Origin of the sequence: Paenibacillus sp. V4I7 (assembly GCF_030817275.1) — a bacterium.
In the GTDB taxonomy this organism is placed as follows: domain Bacteria; phylum Bacillota; class Bacilli; order Paenibacillales; family NBRC-103111; genus Paenibacillus_E.
Window position 1 is genome coordinate 5,734,079 of the sequence record NZ_JAUSZD010000002.1, and the last position, 21,306, is coordinate 5,755,384.

Here is a 21,306-nt window from a genome sequence, read left to right on the forward strand (position 1 = left end):
TCCAATCCTAGCGATTTATCACTTCTACTTTTACAGCATATAAGTGTGAATCACTTTGGCAATCGCATGTTCATTGTTGGTAACAGTGGTAATATCCGCAATACGCTTTACTTCATCCTGTGCATTGCCCATAGCTACACCAAGACCTACTTCACGAATCATCGCGATGTCGTTTTCACTATCCCCCATCGCAATGACCTCGGACATGCTAATGCCTAGAAGCTGACATACAGTCTCCACGCCGCTCGCCTTACTAATACCTAATGGGTTAAGTTCAAGATTAGATGGATGAGAATTCGTTATTTCAAGTGTTCCCCATCCCTCTACGATTTCCCGGATTTGCTGAAGTTTCTCCATATTTTCGGTGAAATAACCGAACTTTAGCCATTCTTGGCCGTCAATGTCCATGTCTTCGCTCTCACGATTGAACACACCTTGCACCGAATAAGCCCACCACCAACAATCATACTTTTGTGCTAGATTATGCAAATTACGTACCGTCTCGGCAGGAAGCAGGGTCCGCTTTAGTAATTTAGATGGAGACTCCCATACTTCACTCCCATTGACCACAACAAGCGGTGAGGTAAGCCCTAGCTCCTCAATATAAGGCATGGCGCTTACAGCTCCGCGTCCTGTGGACATAATAACGATCTTACCCGCTTTAGTGGCTTTCTGAATCGCTTCTCGGTTTTCAACTGATATTTTTTTGTCATCGTCCAGCAAGGTGCCATCCATATCAAGGGCAATTAATTTATAAGATCCCACGTCTTCCCATCCCCTGTCTCTACGTCATTAGTAGACCTAGTAAGCAGCGAGCACTTTCTTAGGCAGTTCTTCCATGAATGTCACATGCCAGAGGGCAAAAATATAGATGGTCCAAATGCGGCGAGCATAGTCGCCATGACCATTACGATGCTTATGCAGCATGCGCTCCACAGCATTGATATCAATATAATCTTCAATCCCGCTGGACTTAATTTGCTCCAGGACCATATCGCCCATCGAACCTTTCATCCAATCGCGCAGCGGTACCGGGAAGCCCAGCTTCGGACGGTTCAGGATAGGATCAGGTATGATACCTTCCATGGCCTTACGGAAAATGTACTTCGTCGTGCCATTCGCGATTCGGTACTTTGCCGGAATGCGGCGTGCCACTTCGAACAGTTCCTTATCAAGGAAAGGAACACGCAGCTCGAGTGAGTGTGCCATTGTCATCTTATCAGCCTTCATTAGAATATCGCCAGGCATCCACAGATTCATGTCGATATACTGCATCCGGCTCACTGGATCAAGATGCTTCGTCTTGCTGTAATAATCGCCAGCAATTTGCACGGGATTCTTATAGGCGCGCAGCATCTCACTATCAAGGCGCAGCACCTCCGCTTTCATATCCTCGGAGAAAATTTTGGCGTTGCCGAGGAAGCGCTCCTCAAGCGGTGTCGTGCCGCGCAGTAAATAGTTGCGGCCCTTCACACTGCTTGGCAGCATCCGGGCAAAGCGGTTCAGCATGCGCTTCAAGGGTGGCGGCAGCTGGTCGATCGGACGCAATGATTGCGGCTCGCGATAAATCCGGTAGCCGCCGAACAGCTCGTCCGCGCCTTCGCCGGACAGCACAACCGTCACGTGCTCGCGCGCAAGCTTCGCCACGTGATATAGGGCAATGGCCGAAGGATCGGCGACAGGCTCGTCCTGGTGCCAGATCGCCTTCGGCATCGTGCCGAAGAAATCATCCTGCGTGATGATTTTGTCGTAATGCTCTGTGCCGAGTGTCGCAGCCGTTTGGGCGGCAATCGGCGTTTCATTGTTGGCACCTTCGAAGCCAACGGAGAACGTGCGGATTGGCTCGATATTCCGCATATGTGTAGCAATCGCCGTCGAGTCAATACCGCTCGACAAGAAGCAGCCGCGATCCACATCACTCACCATATGGAGCTTGACCGATTCCTTCAATGTTTCACGAATTTGTTCCACATACTCGTCAAACGGGCGCTCCTCCGGCTCAAACATAGGATCCCAATATTTATGTATCGACATTTCTCCGTCGAACGTTATTTTGACCGTATGCCCTGGGGGAAGCTTATGTATGCCATGGAACATAGTGTTAGGCTCCGGCACGTATTGAAAGGTCAGATAGTTCAGCAAGCTGTCCGTATGGATCAACCGGTTCATGCCTTCCGCAGCAAGCAAGCTCTTGATTTCGGAGCCGAACAAGAACTGACGGTCATTGACATGATAGTAAAATGGCTTAATGCCGAAGTGGTCTCTCGCACCGAACAGCTGCTTCTTTTTCTTGTCCCAAATAACGAAGCCAAACATGCCGCGCATGTATTTGACGCATTCCTCTCCATACTCCTCATAGAGGTGAACGATAACCTCCGTATCACTTTGCGTGCGGAATTGATGCCCACGCTCCTGCAGCATACTGCGCAGGGCTTTATAATTATAAATTTCCCCGTTGAAAATGATCCACACAGAATCATCCTCATTAGCCAAAGGCTGATGCCCTTCTTTCAGGTCAATAACAGACAATCGGCGAAAGCCAAGACCAATCCGATTATCCGTCCAAAAACCGGAATCGTTCGGACCCCGATGAACAATTACATCTGTCATTTGCTGCAGCATTGCAGTGGTTGGTTCTCTATCTTCAAAATACATGACACCCGTAATACCACACATGGTGAAACTCACTCCTCCGTACCATTCATCAATCTTCTATTCGACAACCGATATATTAGTATACCATATCTGTCCGTCATTCTGGAAATGCGATGAAAGTACGTGAAAGCGTTGTATCCTATAGAAAAATGATGGAAATCAGAAGTCGCTTTAATGAAGCTGATAACCTGGTTTTTTTCATACATTCCCCCACCTTTCCTCTGTGCATAAAAGTTTGCCTCGTGCAACTTTTGGGGTGGAAAATGTCCTTTCCCCTACTCTAGGATATGCGCAAGGATGGGAAACGGTTCCTTACACTTGTGTAAGGCTTGATTAAGCATAGAAAAAGGACCTGCTTCTGCAGATCCCCTTTATTACTCACCATTTGCGATTACCGTTTGATAATTTCAATTTTACGGATTCGATTGGCGTCTCTTTCACGGACAATGAATGTCAATGAACCGTATTGCCACTCTACACCTATTTGTAGCTCCGGCTGCTTGCCATATAACCAACCACCAATCGAGTCCACATTCTCATCAATAATGTCAGTTCCTAATACATCATTGATCTCATTTAACAAAGCAATACCTTCGACTACATAATGATTTTCTCCTAAGGTCTCTATTTCCTTCTTTTCATCTTTATCAAATTCGTCACGAATTTCACCAACAATTTCCTCCAGAATATCCTCAATCGTGATCAGACCTGAAGTTCCCCCATACTCATCTAAAAGCAGAGCAATATGAACATTTTCTTTCTGCATTTTCTTGAGAAGGGCTTTGACTGGCATGACTTCTGGAACTGTCATCATCGGTTGAAGCAAGGATTTAAAATTAAAATCTGGGCTACTGAGATAGCTCAAAAAAAACTGCTTGGTGTTGACGAATCCAATAATATGATCCTTGCTTTCCTTAGCAACTGGAAAACGGGTGTATTGTTCTTTTGTAATAATACCCATGTTTTCTTCCAATGATTTATCCGCATAAAGGCAAATCATATCCGTACGCGGCACCATAATTTCGCGTGCTAGCAGATCATCGAATGAAAAGACCCGATTCACATAACCAAACTCCGTCTTATTTATTTTACCGCTCAAATAACTATCCGATAAAATAATACGAATCTCCTCTTCCGAGTGTGCTTCTTCATGCTCGCCCGCAGACTTAATTCCAAAGATTCTTACGAGCTTATTCGCCGACCCATTTAACATCCAAATGAATGGATACATGATTTTATAAAAAAAGATAATTAATGGTGCAGTTAGTACAGAAATAGCTTCCGCTTTTTGAATAGCTAATGTTTTGGGCGCTAGTTCACCAAGTACAACATGTAGATACGTAATGGATAGGAATGCAATGCCGAATGATAAAATATGAGATAGGCTTTCTCCTACCCCCATCATGTGGAACAATGGGTTAAGAAGTTTCTCAACCGTTGGTTCCCCTAGCCAACCAAGTCCCAAGGCCGTAATCGTGATGCCTAGCTGACAAGCAGACAAGTACCCATCTAAATTAGAGGTAACCGTTTGTACAGCAAGGGCATTTTTCTTACCTTCCAATACCATTTGATCCACTCTACTGGGACGAATTCGAATCACAGCGAATTCAGTAGCGACAAAAAAAGCGGTGAGTAGGATAAGAATTGCAATTAAGAACAAGTTGATTAGCATAGTTACCTTCCTTTAGCTTGTTTGTCATGTCTTTGCGGTTTCGTTTAATCTTGCCGCGTCAAGCTATTTTCAGTAATCCTAGTCTATTACCAAGGCCTTTTCCCGCCGCCTAACTTCGTCAGAATACCGTCGTTTGCCGCGTCATAAGCCTCAAAGATTTTGGCTGCTATCGGGGATGCCCCGTAACGTCCGAATCCACCTTCAGGTACAACAACAGCTACCGCAAGCTTTGGATTCTCTACAGGAGCAAAGGCGATAAATACGGCATTTTCTACCGTGCCTCCCGATACTGCTTGCGTAGATGTACCTGTTTTACGTGCTACGTTAAAAGGTAATTCCTCAATGCCCTCGGCGCCACTTTTCATCCCATGAATAATGACATTCCAATCTTCTTTAGAAAATTCAGAGGAAGAATCCTGAATAACCTCAGGCTCAACTTTTTTAACTAATTCACCTTGGTAGTCTCGAATTTCATCTACGAAAAGAGGCTTCATACGTTTCCCTCGACTGGCCAACGTTGCTGTATATTGAGCGAGCTGCAGCGTAGTCGTTTTTTCATTTTGTCCCCATGACGCATAGACCATTGCAGATTGGTAACTGTCTTTTTGAGCATTTTTAATAAAATCGTTGGAACCTGCAAATTCACCCGGAAGTCCGCTTCCCGTTTTAACTCCCATACCGAATTTCGCAAGGTATTCTGCCCATTTCGCTGTGACCTTTGGTGTTTCTCCCCCATATTTCAAATAAAAGGGAATGCCCACTTTTGCTGACATATACGTGTTAGAAGAGTGTTCAATAGAAGACGAAGCATTAATCGGTCCGTAAGCAGCTTTACCAGAGTTCGAGATTGTGCTGCTGCCACCCTTACCAAAGCTAAATGATCCAGAATCGTAATAGGTCTCATAGGGTCCAAACAACTTTTCCTTCAGACCGATTAGTACAGACAACGGTTTAATCGTTGAACCCATAAAAACAATGGAAGATGGATGCTTTGCATTCTCTTTTTCGTCCGGATATTTGGCTTTAGCTGTCATAATAGAGCCATTGGATATATAAGTACCAATTTCTTTGTATATGTTTGGCGAAATACCTCCTGTCCAAGCATTAGCATCGTAATCCGGATAGTTTGCCATAGTGACAACGCGCCCCGTATCCACTTCCATCGCAACAGCAAAGCCAGAGGAGGCCTTCATCCCCGTTTTCATATACAGATCATTGGCATGAGAGGGGCTGCGTAAATATTTGATATGTTCCTCCAGCATTCTCTCTGTTGCCTTCTGGATATCTTTATTAATCGAAAGATATAGATTATTCCCTTTGATAGGCGCTGTCACTTCGGCTCTGCCGATAATTTTCATAGCCGCATTTACTGGGTATTTCCTACTCCCGTTTTTACCGCGCAGCTCATCCTGATACAAACGTTCAATGCCGTCAAATCCTACATTTTCTGTGTTCAGGTATTCTTCGCTATTAGGGCTATCTTTATAGATATCTTTGGCTGTCTGCGTAGAAAATGATTTTAAATATCCAACCAAATGTGTGGCAATCGTGGTCTTGTTGTTGTCATCATCCAATTCATAAGTACGGATACTCTCCTCCGTCACTTCAAGCCACTTAAATTCGTCTCGGTGCTCTAGTAAATAGGCCATTTCCTCCTTGGACAAATCTGCTTTAATTCGCCGCGGAACCCAATAGTAACTTGGGTCTTTCACCTTATTTTTATTAATATCGTAACCTAAATCCATCGCTAAAACGATCTCTTCTGGAGTTGGGCTGACCGAATTCGGTTTGGCATATTTATCAAAAACATCATCCTTTAGCCGCTGAGCAAGCGCAATCACTTCATCTTTGTTTTGTTGACCTGGCTCAATACGGAAAAACAAGGACTGAACAGGAATTGTATAAGCCAGAGGAGATTTTGTAGAGTCATAGATATTGCCTCGAATGGGAGCGATACTTGTGGTCTGATTCGTATTCGTATTTTCCGCCGCTTTCAGATCTTTGGCTTGAACGAATTGTAAGATAGCCAATCGTACGATTAATATTGAAAATAATAAAAATGTTATAAAGAAAAATATATTGATCCGAAACGAAAAGTGCCGCTTTTTGGTAATTTCTTTTTTCTTCGGATCATCCATAATGGATGACTTCATCGCTTCTCAGATCCTTTCTTACGCTATAGCTTGTTCATGAAACAGCTCAAGTAGGGAATGAATACCCTCCCCTGTATGATAGGAATAACGGATAATTCGCACAGCATCGATACCGACTTGATTTGGCGCCCAGATATCATTCGTTTCATGGTCGCCGATATAAAGAATATCCTTAGCTTCTAACCCCGCCTTATCCAGAGCAAGCTGGAAAATCGCCGGATCTGGCTTCTCTAGACCAACTTCTGTTGAAACAATGACCGGGTCAAAATCATGCAAAATCCCCTTATCCTCCAATATGGCTTTCAAGGTAGGAGCAAAATTGCTGATAATCCCAATTCGAAAACCTTGGGCCTTCAAACCATCTAAGAATGGCTTAACATCATCAAACAATTCATAATACTCGGGTGCCGTGTAAATGTCGTAGAGCTCGTGGCAGCAGGTATAAATCTCTTCCTCTGACCACTCCTCGTGAATGCCCAATTTATGAAGCACATATTTATATAGATTAACCCAGAACTCACGGTCTGAATCTGGACTGCAAGCCACGAAATTGTCCTGCTTATTCACATAATAAAAAAGACGAAAAGCTTCCGTAAATAGTTCACTAATATGAGCTTCATCACGATCCACAGATCGCAATTGTAAATACTGTTTGAGTATCGTCTGGGCTGCTGGAATCGTAAGTAAAGTATCCCCAGCATCTAAGTAAATCATCTTATATTCCTGAAGTGGTTTCCTCATACAATCTCCCTCATTACTTATAAACAATCCTATCTTATTAGTGTACCACATTTAATCATCATATGAGAAAACCCACCGGATCTATCCATGATTTCCCTTAAAAGATCGGTCGACTTAAACGAAAAGAAGCCCTCCTTTGATCTCCAAAGGAAAGGCTTCTTGCCGATACTGTCTAAGCGTCCTTGATATGAGTTTGATCGAAATTAGGCGGATTGAACCAGTTGCCTCCGCTTGCTACCCAGGTGGAATCTAGAGGAACCCAGCGATCAGACTCCTTCAGGTAAACCTCATTCCAAGCGTGAGGCCCGTAGCTGCCCTGCCCGTCATAGCCTAGCCCTGTCACAACTTTCACATCAAGGCCAATGGATCTGGCCATCTGGGCATACAACCTAGAGTAGTCTATACAAACCCCTTCTTTGGTGTTGAAGGTATCCTCTGGCGTCTGTTCCTTCCAGATCCGTTTCTCTTCATATAGAGTTACCTTATCCCAATCATATTGGATGCGGCTGCCTACCCATTTATACAACAGCTTGGCCTTCTCTTCATCCGTCTTTCCACTGGCGGTTACTTCTTTGGCGGCATCGGCAATATTGCCTGGAACTTTTGCGTCTAGAACTTCATACTTACGCTGCAGGATATTCGTAAATTCCTGTTCCACAGCACGTGTGAACACGGGCACTTTGTCAGCAATGAAGTCACCTGTGAAGGGTGAAATAACCTCTTTGGCACCTTTCTGATACATCTGTGATGATTCAATGTAGGGTGTGACCAAAGAGTGCGGGAATAACGTTACATAAATGAAAAGCACAGCAATAAGAATGAGCGCCCTCGCGATTCCGGCGACAGAACCAATGGCTCCACCAGAGACAGAACTAATAAAAGAGTTGCTGCGCTCCCTGTAAGGATCACGATTAGCCAACCAACTTCCTAACAAGGGATCAACCAATAGGTTCAGCAATTGCTTCACGATCATATAGCCAAGTAAAAACAATACACCGAAACGCAGCAGCGGGAAATCGCGGATACTCGTCATGGCCGTATAATAAATTTGTTTAAGCATGCTTATCTCTACGGATGGAATTTGCAAATTCTGCTCTTTCAACCAGATTTGAATCACAGGCGATACCCACTGAACCCCTTTCCACGCGATAAACATGGATAGAATGACGATAACCGCCTCCACGAGCATAGACAGAAGATGTTTGGCTGAACCTGACCCTCCCCGGAAAAACCCTTGAACGACAGAGCCTACAAATGTGAGAACGATCACGATGGATATTAAATTTATCGAAGTTGATTGTAACCACGTCATATCCGTCATGATTTCTCACCATCCTATTTTTAATAAAAAATGACTCATCTTATTGCTTAGCGTTATTCTTTGCTTGCTCGATGAAAGCATTAACGGCTGCGTTCGCGTTCATCTTAAACGTTTTACCAAAAAAGGTAACTTGTACTTCATCCGTCCCAGCTTTGCCTTCGACTTTTAAGCTCTTCGTCGTAATGAGAAAGGAACCGTCGGGATTCGCTTTAAATTGTGCCTCTTTGGCTTCCGAAGTCAACGTGCTGACAGCCTTATCTTTGATTTCATCACCGACTTGCGAAACCACGCTTGCCCCAATATCCTTTATTTTATCCTTATAACTTGCTCCATAAACAATGAGAGCCCCAACAATCGCGATGACCACAATCCATTTCACCACGGTTTTCACAATTCCGATCACGATAAAAAGCACAATAATAGCGGCCACAATTAAGTACCAACGATCCTGCGCAAAGGAAATCCACTGATCCAAACTAACCCCTCCTAATTATCCAAAAGTCCCTTCCTATCATACTACAGGGAATCCTTAATCTTCATCTCTTTTTTTCCTTAACAGGGCTAACTTTCGTTCTATCTCTTCTGTTTTATCGACTCTACTTCTCGTCTTGCGAAAAGACTGTCTCAAGCGAAAAATCAGGAAAATAGCTGCGCCAGCGAGTAACACAATGACATATGCGTCCATAAAGCCTCCTAAAAACAGAATTGTGTCATTTGTATGGAAAGGTCATATCTATGGGACGAGCGGCGTACATCTTAAGAAGAGACAAGTCTAAATGATTGAGGTGGTGAGAACATGCGAACAGCTATTTGGTTGTACTTATTTATGTTTGTTGCTTTTTTTGATTTACACGCGCAGTACCCGATTCTTTCTCCTTTTGCCTTATCTTTAGGAGCAGCTCCTTCATTTATAGGGCTAATTATGGGCGTATACTCGATTACACACTTGCCTGGGAATCTAATCGCTGGCTATGGCGTAGACAAATACGGAAGTAAAATCTTTATTGTCTTTAGCCTGATTGTAGCAGGGATCATCTTACTTTTTCAATCCAATGTGAAAGATCCTTGGCACTTGCTATACATTCGTTCGATTAGCGGATTCGTACTCGCCTTCTTATCCCCTGCTTGCTTATCGCTGCTTGCACGTATAGCTAAGGATCGTATCCATCAAAGTAAACTGATGGCTGGCAACGGTCTCATACATACCCTTGCTTCCGTGGTATCTCCAGCAGCAGGTGCTGTTTTAGTTGCCAAAATCGGATTTACAACAGCCTTCTCTGTCTTAGGTTGGATTCTTATTATCACAGGCATACTTGCCATCTTTGGTGTGAAAGAAAAGCAACTTTTAACGCAAACAGAGAGCAAATCCCCCATTTTAGATCATCATGGTCATGGCATGCTTGGTGATGAATCAGATCTACCCGGCAGCGTAACGATTCCATGGTTATTCTTTCTCATTCCGATGGCACTCTCCTGCTCGCAAGGCATTCTTTTCTTTGAGCTGCCACTTATGCAGTCGGCCAGAGACTCTATCCTAACGTCCGGCGTCTTTTTCACCTTAGTCAGTTTAGGCGCCCTGTTAAGCATCAGCTTCTGGTTCTTAAATAAGATCCCCCCGTTTATCCGAACGGTCTGTGGAAGTATCTCGCTTGCGATCGTGTTCTTCGGTTTAGCTATTCAATGGCCGATACCGCTCACTGCTTCCCTTTTCCTAATCGGAATGGCGAAAGGTATCATTTATCCCGCTCTCGCTGCCCTTCTTGCCGGTATAACTAGCAGCAACCGATATGGACGCGTCTTTTCCCTTCTTTCCATCTCCTATTCCGTTGGCGCCTTTATCGGTCCCATGATGGCCGGGCAGCTTCGTGACCACATTTCCTCTTACTTCATCGCGTTCTTCATCTTAATGCTGGCACTTTCCCTCTTACCGCTGCGCACATTTAAAACGCCGATCACGACATAATTTCCCGATAAAATGGCGGCTTGAGCTTATCAAGCCGTTTTTCGCGCTGTCAATCCCTGTCATTTCCCGGGAAATGGCACACTCATTTTTGCCAAATCGTCGAATGAAATCCTTGGATCACTTGCGAAAACGGGTTATACTACAAAAAAACCTAAAGCGAGGAAATCCCATGTCGATTGTCATCATTGTAGAAGGTAAAAATGATAAAAGCCGGTTAAAACGCGTGGTTGATGAAAGTGTCATCATCCTCTGTACATTCGGTACCCCCAGCTCATTAACTCTCGAAGAACTAAGAAAAAAAGCGGATGATAATCATGTTTTCATATTGACGGATAATGATGCTTCCGGTAAAAAAATACGTTTTCTATTGCGAGAAACGTTTCCAGACGCAGAACACATATATACACGCAGAGGGTATGCTGGCGTGGAAGGAACACCTGAGGAATACCTCATTCAGCAATTAGAAAAAGCAGGGTTGGAAGAGTATATCAAATACCCTGCTCCAGACCCTGCTTTTGAATAGTTAATACGATGAAAGATTAACTTATTTACCTTTTGATAAGGTTATGACATCTTTGACAATATGGTCAACATCCAACTCTGGGTTGCTCGCATCATAATAATTCCGGAGTTTTCCTTTTGGGTCAACCAGCAAAATCGCATTCGAATGCGAGAAATTACCATCCTTCTCTTTGATCACCATAATGCCGAAATCTTCTGCAAGCTTGTGAATTTTCGATTCCTCACCACGGAGGAATGTCCACCCACCCGGAACTGGCTTCGATTCAAATCGGTTACCGAATTCTTTAAGCACTTCCGGTGTATCGCGTTTTGGATCGACTGTTATGGATACAATTTCCGCTTTAGTACCCAGCAGATCTTTTTTCTTCAAAGATTCCTGAACCTGAGAAAGCAAGAAAGTCGTCGGCATGCAAACATCCGGGCAAAAGGAATAAAAGAAGTATACAAGTCTGACCTTACCATCCATATCCTGAGAGGCGACAGGTTTACCGTCTAAGTCCTGCAGTTGAAACGAAGGAGCTTGTTTCATTGCTGTTAATCGTTGGTCAGGTTCACTGCCGTTTGCCCATAATTTATAGGCAAATGATGCAATCATGGCAATTAATATCGCGCCCAGCGCTAGTTTAAACCAATTTTTCCCCAAAAACGTACTCATTACTTCAGCCCTCAATTCTAACTAATTTTCACGGTATCAATGACCATGAGGAACGATAAGAGAGTTAAATACAACAGTGAGAACAGGAACATACGCTTAGCCCATACCACTTCGGCCTCACCTGTTGCCTTAAAGCCTTTGATACTCATGAAAGCCCAAACCAATCCTAAGGTGGTTGATGCGAACAAGAACATATAACCCACATATCCATAAGCCGTCAACATCACGGTTACAGGAACAAGTAAAACCACATAACGCACCATACTGATCTTGGTCACGTATGTCCCCTTCACGACGGGTAAAAGCGGGAATCCTGCAGCGCGATATTCTTCCATACGGCGAATCCCAAGAGCCCAGAAATGCGGAGGCTGCCAGAGGAACAAGAAAGCAAAAAGGAGAATAGCACCTAGATCAACCGTACCACTTACAGCACAGTAACCAATAACGGGAGGTGTAGCACCAGAGAAAGCCCCAACGAATGTACTCCATACCGAAGTTCTCTTAAACCATGCTGTATAGAGCCAAACATATAAGAACAGTCCAATCAGTCCAATTAATGTTGCAAGCGGCGATTGCGCTCCAAAATATAGGACTGCCAGACCAATCGTTCCTAAAATAATACCGTACCATAGAACGAGATTAGCACTCATTCTTCCACTTGGAAGAGCTCTATTCTGCGTCCGCTCCATCTTCGCATCCATTTCACGGTCCAAATAATTGTTAAGCACCGTGCCTCCTGCCATTACAAGGGCTGTTCCTAGCATGGTCATAATCAGGTGCACCCAGCTTACTTCCCAATGAGCCGCCATCCAATAGCCAGCAAAAGCTGTCATTAGATTGGAATAAATAATGCCTGGCTTAACCAAGCGATAAAAATCTTTCAAGGTCACAGGCTCAGCCGATGCCTGAGTATTGCTAGCTTCTATGGATTCTGTCCCAATAGACCCTTGTGACGAACCGTTCGCAACGCTTTCGTAGCTAACTTGATTTCCCACGTAAACGTCCTCCTCTATGTCGAATTTCCGAGCAAACTGAATAATGAACATTCTCATCATACCAACCCTTACATCGTTTGACAATGAAGTGCAGCCAGTTGTCATCATATTGTCGATTCTCCTTCCAGTATGCGTGAAAAATGATCTGTGCATTCGATTACATGCAAAAAGGAGCCCCTAGGGCTCCCTCAAACGTTTAATCCTATTATTTATTAATCATAAGTGGCGTTAATGCTAATAAGCTGTGGCGAATATCATGCCATGCCTTCGTCAAAGCTAGCTGTAATTCCCAAGCATGTCTTCCCATGACGGTGACAATTAAACCGTATTTATACGTAAGACTGGCTCCAATGCGGACCTCTATACCCTCAAGCTTCTCAAGACTCTCCAGTACTTTCTCGAGATGCTGCTGTTTAAGGCGATTCGAGAAAATGTACAGATTACCGAGATGTGTTTCCCGCTCCCAGCAACCTGGCGCTGATAGCTGCATGTTCTGTGGTTCAATTCTTTGGTTCTGATAAAAAATCAATTCCTTGTCGTGCCAAACTTTCATACGATTCATATAACGGGTGTACTGAAATATTTCGCCTCGCTGGGTACGTCCCGGACAACACACATCCGAGAAAATCAATGCAGACCCCGGTGATAAATGAACATCCATTTCTGCGACAAGGCTTGCATCCTTATAGAGCATCAAGGGCTCTGGCATGTATTCCAGCAGTGCGTCAGCTTCCAAATGCAGCGTCTGACGCTGCGTACTTCCGTGCCCCTCCTCAGACGGATGAACCTTCGTGAACGATTGGTTCGTTAGAAAAACACGTGCGCCCTCTCCAAGGCGCACGTTGATTTCGTAATGATCCCCCGACATGAGTCCTGGGGAGCAGTCCATCATGTAGACGCCCAATTGATCCACAGGATGAGCGTCCTGGAGCAGCGTTTCGTTCTCGTAACGAAACGTTTTGGCGATTTTGAGCGGGGAGGCGTGGTATTTGCGGACAAGCTGCGTCAAGCCGCTGCGTACCGCAAATTCCGCCTTAATCTCCCCGGTCACACTAGGCATGGCTGAACTCCTGTTCCACCCATGTGACAATATCGTCCAACCCTGTACCGCCCATCAGGTTTGAGAAAATATACGGTCGGTCGCCGCGCATCTTCTTCGTATCCGAATCCATCACTTCCAGGCTGGCGCCTACATACGGGGCTAGATCGATTTTGTTAATAATAAGCATATCGGAACGCATAATGCCTGGACCGCCTTTGCGTGGTATTTTCTCCCCTTGGGCGACATCTATAATGTAGATGAAACGATCTACTAGCTCTGGGCTGAACGCTGCAGCCAAGTTATCGCCACCGCTCTCGATGAAAATAATATCGAGATTATCGAAACGCTTCTCCAGCTCTTCGATGGCTTCGAAATTCATCGAGGCATCCTCACGGATCGCTGTATGCGGGCATCCGCCTGTTTCCACCCCAATAATGCGGTCCTCAGGCAGTGCCTCGGAGCTTATCAACATACGGGCATCTTCCTTTGTGTAGATATCATTCGTAATCACCGCGATACTGTAGCGGTTGTTGAGTTTCCGAGCCAGACGCTCCACTAGCGCTGTTTTACCAGAGCCTACAGGTCCACCAATTCCAATACGCATTGGGCGGCTCCGATCCACAGCTGGTTTTTTCCCATTGGTGGTGATGATGACCTTGACCTTGACACATAGTCATTCCTCCTAAAATGATAATTAGGGCATAATTGCCTCATTAAGACATGAATAATCGCGAATACAGCGTTTCGTGCTGCATCATGGCCAGATCTGCGGTTGGTGTATTCGTATACGCATCCAAGGGATCCAAATGCGCTACACGCTGCCACTCACTTCCGGTCAATGGGAGCAGCTTCGCAAGAAGAATTTGTCCCTGGGTTTGACCCATGGACATGAGTCTGAGCGCACTGTTGATGCAAGTCATGATACAGCTGTAAAGATAACCTTCCGCCGCTTGATGTAAGGGTACACCGAGGTGATAGCTCACCCATCCGTGGACAATCGGATGATTGGAGCTGCAGCGCCCGGCTTTCACAGCTTCGTCCAGAGGCAGCCAGTTCAACTCGGGATACATGGACTGCGATAGTTGGAGCAGCCTGCGGCCCATCTTTTGAACGCCGCTCCTCGCTTCACTCGATACACGCTGCACATGCAGCATGTGGTCGATCTCCCAAAGCTGATCCCATTCCTGTCTTGGAATATGGATATAGGCAGCTTTGATAACCATGGCATCCGATGTTGCCCAGCTATTGGCGAGCATCGTGCGAATATAAGCTTCGAGCTCTTCCATCGTTGTTAATCGCTCTTGCTGTACGAGTGTTTCCAAACCAAAGGAATGAGAGAATCCGCCAATGGGCAATGCTGAGTCCAGAAGCTGCTGATAAGCAAGCCAGTGAAACTTCGGAGTCATCTCTTCAATGAATGTCGTTGTCTTTGTTGTCATCGCTGTTATTTCGTCACCTCGATCAGGGACTTCCCACTCTTTTAAAATAAGAAATATAACTGCGCCATCGGCAGCTCGGTTGCCGGCTCACAAGTAATGGCTTCCCCATCAACTTTCACTTCATAGGTCTCTGGGTTTACTTCTATTGAAGGCGTACCGTTATTATGAATCATGTCTTTTTTCGATATATGGCGACAACCTTTCACGGGCTCGATGCGCTTTTGCAGCCCTAATTTCTGAGCGATGCCACGATCATAGGCTGCCTGAGAGACGAAAGTAATCGAGCTTTGTGTCAAAGCTTTACCAAAAGCAGCAAACATCGGTCGCCCAAATACAGGCTGCGGTGTTGGAATTGAAGCATTCGGATCTCCCATCTGCGCATAGGCAATGCTGCCGCCTTTGAGTACTAGATCAGGCTTAACTCCGAAGAACATCGGGCTCCAAATGACAAGATCCGCGAATTTCCCAGGCTCAATGGAACCGACGAGGTGCGAAACACCATGCGTTATCGCTGGATTTATCGTATATTTGGCGATGTAACGTTTAATTCGGAAATTGTCGCCATCTTCCGTATCGGGAGCCAGCGGTCCACGCTGCTTCTTCATCTTATCAGCAGTTTGCCATGTACGAATAATAACCTCGCCGACCCGGCCCATTGCCTGAGAATCCGAGCTTAGCATACTGAACACACCTAGATCATGAAGAATATCTTCCGCAGCAATCGTTTCCGGACGAATCCGGGAATCTGCGAAAGCAACATCCTCAGGAATACGGCTATCCAAATGATGACACACCATGAGCATATCCAAATGTTCTTCAATGGTATTGATCGTATACGGACGTGTCGGGTTTGTCGAAGACGGCAGTACGTTAAGCTCTGCAGCTGCACGGATAATATCCGGCGCATGCCCCCCTCCTGCTCCTTCGGTATGATACGTATGAATCGTACGGCCCTTAATGGCAGCCAGTGTATCCTCGAGAAATCCCGCTTCATTTAATGTATCGGTATGAATGGCTACTTGAACATCATATTGGTCTGCTGCTTCGAGACAAGTGTCGATTGCTGCCGGCGTCGTTCCCCAATCTTCATGAAGCTTCAATCCAATAGCTCCCGCTTCAATTTGTTCCGTCAACGGGGCTAGAAAAGATGCATTACCTTTACCCGTAAAGCCCAAGTTCATAGGAAAAGCTTCAGCTGCCTCCAGCATACGCTGCATGTGCCATGCACCTGGTGTACAAGTTGTGGCATTCGTCCCTGTGGCTGGCCCCGTCCCTCCACCTATCATTGTCGTCACCCCAGAGGAAAGTGCCGTTTCAATTTGCCCCGGGCAAATAAAATGAATGTGAGCATCGATCCCGCCCGCGGTTACAATTTTACCTTCACCCGCAATGACTTCCGTGCTCGCACCCACGATCATATTGGGATGCACGCCATCCATAATGTCTGGGTTCCCCGCTTTACCGATACCCACGATATGACCATCCTTGATGCCGATGTCACCTTTGACAATACCCCAGTGGTCGATAACAACCGCATTCGTAATCAGGGTATCCAGAACACCTTGATCGCGAGTAGCTCCACTGGATTGCCCCATCCCGTCGCGAATGACCTTGCCGCCGCCAAATTTACATTCATCACCGTAAACGGTGTAATCATGCTCGATTTGCGCCCAAAGTTCCGTATCAGCCAAACGAATGGCATCTCCCGTTGTAGGCCCAAACATTAGGGCATAACTTTTACGATCTATTCGATTCACCGAGCTTCCCCTCCCATGCTTGCCATCTTTCTCTCGCAGCACTTGACATATTCCCATTAGCTGCTAAGCCTTTACTCAAGTTATTTAGCCCATAAGAAAGTTTGGCTCCACCCAGTTCAACGAGCTGAATAGGTTTCTGTTCTCCCGGCTCGAAACGGACAGCCGTTCCCGCTGGGATGTCCAATCGCATGCCATAGGCTTTTTCTCTCGTGAAGTCCAACGCTCTGTTCACTTCAAAAAAATGAAAATGCGAGCCCACCTGAATGGGACGATCTCCTGTATTGGTAACGATAAGTTCAATCGTTTGTCTGCCTATATTCATTTCAATATATCCCTTACCTGTTCGATATTCTCCTGGAACCATCTTCTCGCCCCTTTCGATTATTCATTTGTATAGTTAGGTTATTGGTTCGTGTACGGTAACTAATTTAGTCCCATCGGGAAACGTAGCCTCTACCTGTACCTCATGAATCATTTGAGGTACACCTTCCATAACTTGCTCCGCTCTTAGAATCGTTGTGCCGAATGCCATCAATTGAGCAACGGTCAATCCATCCCTGGCTCCTTCCATAATCTCGGATGTTAGCAGCGCTATGCTTTCGGGATAATTCAGTTTCAAGCCTCTGGCAAGTCTTCGGCGTGCTAGATCAGCAGCTACAGTAATGAGCAGCTTTTCTTTTTCTCTCTCCGTTAAATGCACATCTTCACCTCATTAAAAATCCGAATAATGGTAATCCTTTGTCCTTATTATATTCGTGTATTCTAGGATTGTAAATCATCAATGTTAGATATCATGACATGTAAACAACGATTCCTGAAGTCTTTTTTCGTATTTTATGTGATTTCCACAAAAAAATAGCTAATTCTTGTGCGCAGTTAACAAAAAAATTTTGATACATGTCATCTATATTGACATCAACTTGTTTCCCACTTTATCATAAGCCTTGTAATCCAAATCTTGTAAGCAAAGGGAGTGGGACGTGAATGAGAGAGATAAGAAACAAAGGTAAGCTCACAGTTGCATTAAGTATGGCTTTGATGATGGTCGCGGCTGGCTGTGCAAAGACAGAGTCAACTACATCCACGACAACTACACCTATGGCGACAAAAGCCGCTGAAGCAAAGGCCGAGGCGAAGGATGAAACTGTACCTGTTGGGATTCTTCACTCACTAACAGGCACGATGTCCATTAGCGAGGTGTCTGTAAGAGATGCTGAACTTATGGCGATTGACGAAATTAATGCAGCTGGGGGACTCTTAGGTAAAAAAATTAAGCCCGTGATTGAAGACGGAGCATCCGACTGGCCGACTTTTGCAGAGAAAACTAAGAAGTTACTGCAAAAAGACAGCGTCGTAACGATCTTTGGGTGCTGGACATCTGCCAGCCGCAAAGCGGTACTTCCAGTCGTTGAACAAAACAAAGGATTACTATGGTATCCGGTACAGTACGAAGGCGTGGAATCATCACCTAATATCTTCTACATTGGTGCAACAACGAACCAACAAATTATTCCCGCGGTAACATGGCTTTTGCAAAACAAAGGCAAGAAATTCTACCTCCTCGGTTCCGACTATGTATTCCCAAGAACAGCCAACAAAATTATTAAAGAGCAGTTGAAAGCTGAAGGCGGCTCACTCGTGGCCGAAGAGTACACGCCACTTGGACACACAGACTACAACACAATCATTAGTAAAATCAAAAAAGAGAAGCCGGATGTCATTTTCAATACTCTGAACGGCGACAGTAACGTAGCCTTTTTCAAGCAATTGAAAGATGCAGGCATTTCGTCCAAAGATCTAACAACTATGTCCGTCAGTATCGCTGAGGAGGAGGTCCGCGGTATTGGAGCATCTGTCCTAGATGGTCACTATACGGCTTGGAATTACTACCAAACAACAGATACGCCTGAGAATAAAAAATTCGTTGAAGCTTATAAAGCTAAATACGGCAAAGACCGCGTTACCGATGATCCAATCGAAGCTGGTTACACAGCTGTTTATCTATGGGCTGAAGCTGTGAAGAAAGCAGGCTCCTTTGACGTAGAGAAAGTGAAAGCTGCTGCCAAGGGTATCGAATGGAACGCACCGGAAGGTAAAGTAACAATTGATGGCGAGAATCAGCATATTTCCAAAACGGCTCGTATCGGCCAAATCCAAGCGGATGGGCAGATCAAAGAAATATGGAACTCTGGCCAACCTCTCAAACCCGACCCATTCCTCAAAACATACCCATGGGGCGGAGAAGTAACGAAAAAATAAGGATGACTAAACCATTAGTTATTTTGGAACCAGGACTGCCTAATAGCGGTCCTGGATTTCATCATTTACTTGGGGATTACTAGGGGGAATTGTCATGAGTCTACTGCTTCTTCAATTGTTTAACGGCTTAAGCCTAAGCTCCATTCTACTCTTGATTGCCATCGGTCTCGCAATTACATTCGGTCTTATGAATGTGATGAATATGGCACATGGCGAATTCATCATGATTGGCGCCTACATGGCTTATCTAGTCCAGCAGTGGTTCCAGAAGTTTCTACCGGCCTCCGCTTTCGGGTGGTATTTCATCGTGTCGTTAGGTGTTGCCTTTGCAGTAGCCTTCTTAGTCGGCTGGCTGCTCGAAGTTTTTCTCATTCGCTTCATGTACGGCAGACCGTTAGACAGCCTACTTGCTACATGGGGAGTAAGCCTTGTCTTGCAACAGCTTGCACGTACCATTTTCGGTGCTCCTAATGTGGCTGTTAAAGCCCCCGAATGGCTGGAAGGCGGACTCCATCTATCGGCTGACCTCATTCTACCCTACAAACGCCTCTTTATTATTGCTTTGGTTGCGCTATGTATCTTGGTGATTTATATGTATCTGTATCACTCTGCCGGCGGAAGACGTATGAGAGCTGTTATGCAAAATCGTGAAATGGCTGCTTGTCTTGGTATTTCCACACGTAGAGTAGATGCTCAGTCCTTCGCGTTTGGCTCCGCTATGGCAGGAATTGCCGGATGCGCCTTAACGCTGCTTGGACCCATTGGACCAACCATAGGCACTTATTATATTGTGGATGCTTTCATGGTTGTTGTACTTGGTGGAATTGGCAAGCTGATTGGAACCGTAGCAGGAGCATTAGGTATTGGAGTTTTCAATACAGCTTTGGAATACACAACAAGTGCTACGCTCGGTAAAGTGCTTGTCTTTACGCTCATAATCGCCTTCTTACAATGGAAACCGATGGGACTTGTGACGATCCGTTCAAGATCCTTAGATTGAAGAAAGGATGTGACATCTTCCATGCTCTTAACGGGACAATCCAAGATCAAACTGATCATCTATTCCGTTTTTTTGGTCGCTATCGCTTTGACTCCTCTGTTCATGTCAGACTTCCGACTTTCGCTTCTTGGCAAGTTTCTCGCTTATGCCATCATTGCCATGGGAATTGATCTGATTTGGGGCTATACGGGCATTCTTAGCCTCGGCCATGGCGTCTACTTTGGACTTGGCGCTTATTGTATGGCCATGCATCTTAAGCTCGCCGCGACACCTGAACATCTGCCTGATTTCATGTCGTGGAGCGGTGTTGAAAGCTTACCCTGGTTCTGGGTTCCTTTCCACCATGCAGGAGCTGCATTCCTACTCGCCCTTATCGTTCCAATGATCGTCGCATTCATCTTAGGATATTTTACATTCCGAAACCGCATTAAAGGTGCCTTCTTCTCCATTTTGTCTCAGGCGTTGGTCATTATTACCGTCACCTTATTCGTTGGCCAACAAGGCTATACAGGTGGAACTAACGGACTAACTAATTTCACCACCTTTCTTGGCTTAAACCTGCAATCACAATCTACGAAATTATTATTTTTTTATCTCACTTTAACTGTTGTTGTTATTGTTCTTATTCTATGCAGTCTGCTCGTCAAAAGTCGTATGGGGAACATTCTCACAGCCATTCGTGATGGGGAAAATCGGGTTCGCTTTATTGGCTATAATCCAGTCACTTTTAAAGTGTTCATTTATTGCGTTTCAGCAGGATTGGCCGGACTTGCCGGTGTGCTCTTCGTCCTTCAGGAAGGCATTATCTCACCTGCACAAATGGGCATTGTCCCTTCGATTGAGATGGTTCTATGGGTGGCTATCGGAGGGCGTGCAACGATCGGAGGCGCCGTTCTTGGCGCGTTAATCACCAACGCAGCCAAAACAACCTTTAGCGAAGCTTACCCCGCTTGGTGGCCTATTATGCTCGGAGCCATGTTCATTATTGTTGTACTGCTGCTGCCCAAAGGTATCGTTGGTACGATTACACATTACACTTCCAATTGGAAAAAACCCGTGCTTCCTAAGCCGATTTCTTCATCGCAAGAAGCAAGCTGACCATACACCAAATCCTTATAGTTATGAAATTTGA

At 45.2% G+C, this 21,306-nt stretch carries 20 protein-coding genes and 1 pseudogene; 5 read left to right on the forward strand and 16 right to left on the reverse strand.

The window, feature by feature from the left end; genetic code table 11:
* Positions 1-30 precede the first annotated feature (30 nt).
* The 8 genes from QFZ80_RS26775 to QFZ80_RS26810 all read right to left on the reverse strand — a co-directional run bounded on the left by QFZ80_RS26775 (position 31) and on the right by QFZ80_RS26810 (position 9,227).
* Positions 31-765, reverse strand: coding sequence for a Cof-type HAD-IIB family hydrolase (locus QFZ80_RS26775; RefSeq protein WP_307552992.1), 735 nt, complete (start codon positions 763-765; stop codon positions 31-33).
* 36 nt (positions 766-801) lie between these two features.
* Entirely contained in the window at positions 802-2,676 is a 1,875-nt protein-coding gene (asnB, locus tag QFZ80_RS26780; protein WP_307552990.1) for an asparagine synthase (glutamine-hydrolyzing), read from the reverse strand.
* Positions 2,677-3,046: 370 nt separating this feature from the next.
* Positions 3,047-4,327, reverse strand: coding sequence for a hemolysin family protein (locus QFZ80_RS26785; protein ID WP_307552988.1), 1,281 nt, complete (start codon positions 4,325-4,327; stop codon positions 3,047-3,049).
* Positions 4,328-4,413: 86 nt separating this feature from the next.
* The gene (locus QFZ80_RS26790) at positions 4,414-6,480 is read right to left on the reverse strand and encodes a peptidoglycan D,D-transpeptidase FtsI family protein (protein WP_307561914.1); all 2,067 of its coding nucleotides are present in this window, start codon (positions 6,478-6,480) and stop codon (positions 4,414-4,416) included.
* 18 nt (positions 6,481-6,498) lie between these two features.
* Positions 6,499-7,221, reverse strand: coding sequence for an HAD-IA family hydrolase (locus tag QFZ80_RS26795; RefSeq protein ID WP_307552984.1), 723 nt, complete (start codon positions 7,219-7,221; stop codon positions 6,499-6,501).
* Positions 7,222-7,393: 172 nt separating this feature from the next.
* Positions 7,394-8,542 carry a transglutaminase domain-containing protein gene (locus QFZ80_RS26800; protein WP_307561915.1) on the reverse strand — a complete coding sequence of 383 codons (1,149 nt, stop codon included), beginning with the start codon at positions 8,540-8,542 and terminating at the stop codon, positions 7,394-7,396.
* A 40-nt stretch (positions 8,543-8,582) separates the two neighbouring features.
* On the reverse strand, positions 8,583-9,017 hold the full coding sequence (locus QFZ80_RS26805; RefSeq protein WP_307561917.1) for a hypothetical protein: 435 nt from the start codon (positions 9,015-9,017) through the stop codon (positions 8,583-8,585).
* 54 nt (positions 9,018-9,071) lie between these two features.
* A complete protein-coding gene (locus tag QFZ80_RS26810) occupies positions 9,072-9,227 on the reverse strand; it encodes a hypothetical protein (protein ID WP_307552979.1) in 156 nt (51 codons plus the stop codon).
* Between the two features lie 111 nt (positions 9,228-9,338).
* On the opposite strand from QFZ80_RS26810, the gene QFZ80_RS26815 reads away from it, so the two are divergent.
* Together QFZ80_RS26815 and QFZ80_RS26820 are read left to right on the forward strand one after the other, a co-directional pair.
* Positions 9,339-10,505, forward strand: coding sequence for an MFS transporter (locus QFZ80_RS26815; RefSeq protein ID WP_307552977.1), 1,167 nt, complete (start codon positions 9,339-9,341; stop codon positions 10,503-10,505).
* Between the two features lie 169 nt (positions 10,506-10,674).
* Positions 10,675-11,028: a ribonuclease M5 gene (locus tag QFZ80_RS26820; protein ID WP_307552975.1), complete on the forward strand. Its 354-nt coding sequence runs from the start codon at positions 10,675-10,677 to the stop codon at positions 11,026-11,028.
* A 21-nt stretch (positions 11,029-11,049) separates the two neighbouring features.
* On the opposite strand, the gene QFZ80_RS26825 is transcribed toward QFZ80_RS26820, so the two are convergent.
* From QFZ80_RS26825 to QFZ80_RS26860, 8 genes and pseudogenes are all read right to left on the reverse strand, one after another.
* A complete protein-coding gene (locus QFZ80_RS26825; RefSeq protein WP_307552973.1) occupies positions 11,050-11,682 on the reverse strand; it encodes an SCO family protein in 633 nt (210 codons plus the stop codon).
* Between the two features lie 17 nt (positions 11,683-11,699).
* Positions 11,700-12,677 (reverse strand): heme o synthase, encoded by a 978-nt coding sequence (gene cyoE / locus QFZ80_RS26830; RefSeq protein WP_307561919.1) that lies wholly within the window; start codon positions 12,675-12,677, stop codon positions 11,700-11,702.
* Between the two features lie 205 nt (positions 12,678-12,882).
* Positions 12,883-13,737 carry an urease accessory protein UreD gene (locus tag QFZ80_RS26835; RefSeq protein WP_307561921.1) on the reverse strand — a complete coding sequence of 285 codons (855 nt, stop codon included), beginning with the start codon at positions 13,735-13,737 and terminating at the stop codon, positions 12,883-12,885.
* Positions 13,730-14,390, reverse strand: a pseudogene (ureG, locus tag QFZ80_RS26840) (urease accessory protein UreG). The gene QFZ80_RS26835 and the pseudogene ureG overlap by 8 nt, the downstream one beginning before the upstream one ends.
* Before the next feature lie 42 nt (positions 14,391-14,432).
* A complete protein-coding gene (locus tag QFZ80_RS26845) occupies positions 14,433-15,158 on the reverse strand; it encodes an urease accessory protein UreF (protein ID WP_307552965.1) in 726 nt (241 codons plus the stop codon).
* Between the two features lie 41 nt (positions 15,159-15,199).
* A complete protein-coding gene (gene ureC / locus QFZ80_RS26850; protein WP_373460437.1) occupies positions 15,200-16,882 on the reverse strand; it encodes an urease subunit alpha in 1,683 nt (560 codons plus the stop codon).
* A gap of 13 nt (positions 16,883-16,895) precedes the next feature.
* Positions 16,896-17,279 carry an urease subunit beta gene (locus tag QFZ80_RS26855; RefSeq protein ID WP_307552962.1) on the reverse strand — a complete coding sequence of 128 codons (384 nt, stop codon included), beginning with the start codon at positions 17,277-17,279 and terminating at the stop codon, positions 16,896-16,898.
* A gap of 33 nt (positions 17,280-17,312) precedes the next feature.
* Positions 17,313-17,615 carry an urease subunit gamma gene (locus QFZ80_RS26860; protein WP_029194808.1) on the reverse strand — a complete coding sequence of 101 codons (303 nt, stop codon included), beginning with the start codon at positions 17,613-17,615 and terminating at the stop codon, positions 17,313-17,315.
* 284 nt (positions 17,616-17,899) lie between these two features.
* On the opposite strand from QFZ80_RS26860, the gene urtA reads away from it, so the two are divergent.
* From urtA to urtC, 3 genes are all read left to right on the forward strand, one after another.
* On the forward strand, positions 17,900-19,174 hold the full coding sequence (gene urtA, locus QFZ80_RS26865) for an urea ABC transporter substrate-binding protein (RefSeq protein ID WP_307552960.1): 1,275 nt from the start codon (positions 17,900-17,902) through the stop codon (positions 19,172-19,174).
* Positions 19,175-19,268: 94 nt separating this feature from the next.
* Positions 19,269-20,174, forward strand: a complete 906-nt coding sequence (gene urtB / locus QFZ80_RS26870) for an urea ABC transporter permease subunit UrtB (RefSeq protein WP_307552958.1) — start codon at positions 19,269-19,271, stop codon at positions 20,172-20,174.
* Between the two features lie 21 nt (positions 20,175-20,195).
* Positions 20,196-21,272 carry an urea ABC transporter permease subunit UrtC gene (gene urtC / locus QFZ80_RS26875; RefSeq protein ID WP_307552956.1) on the forward strand — a complete coding sequence of 359 codons (1,077 nt, stop codon included), beginning with the start codon at positions 20,196-20,198 and terminating at the stop codon, positions 21,270-21,272.
* The last annotated feature ends 34 nt before the right edge of the window (positions 21,273-21,306 follow it).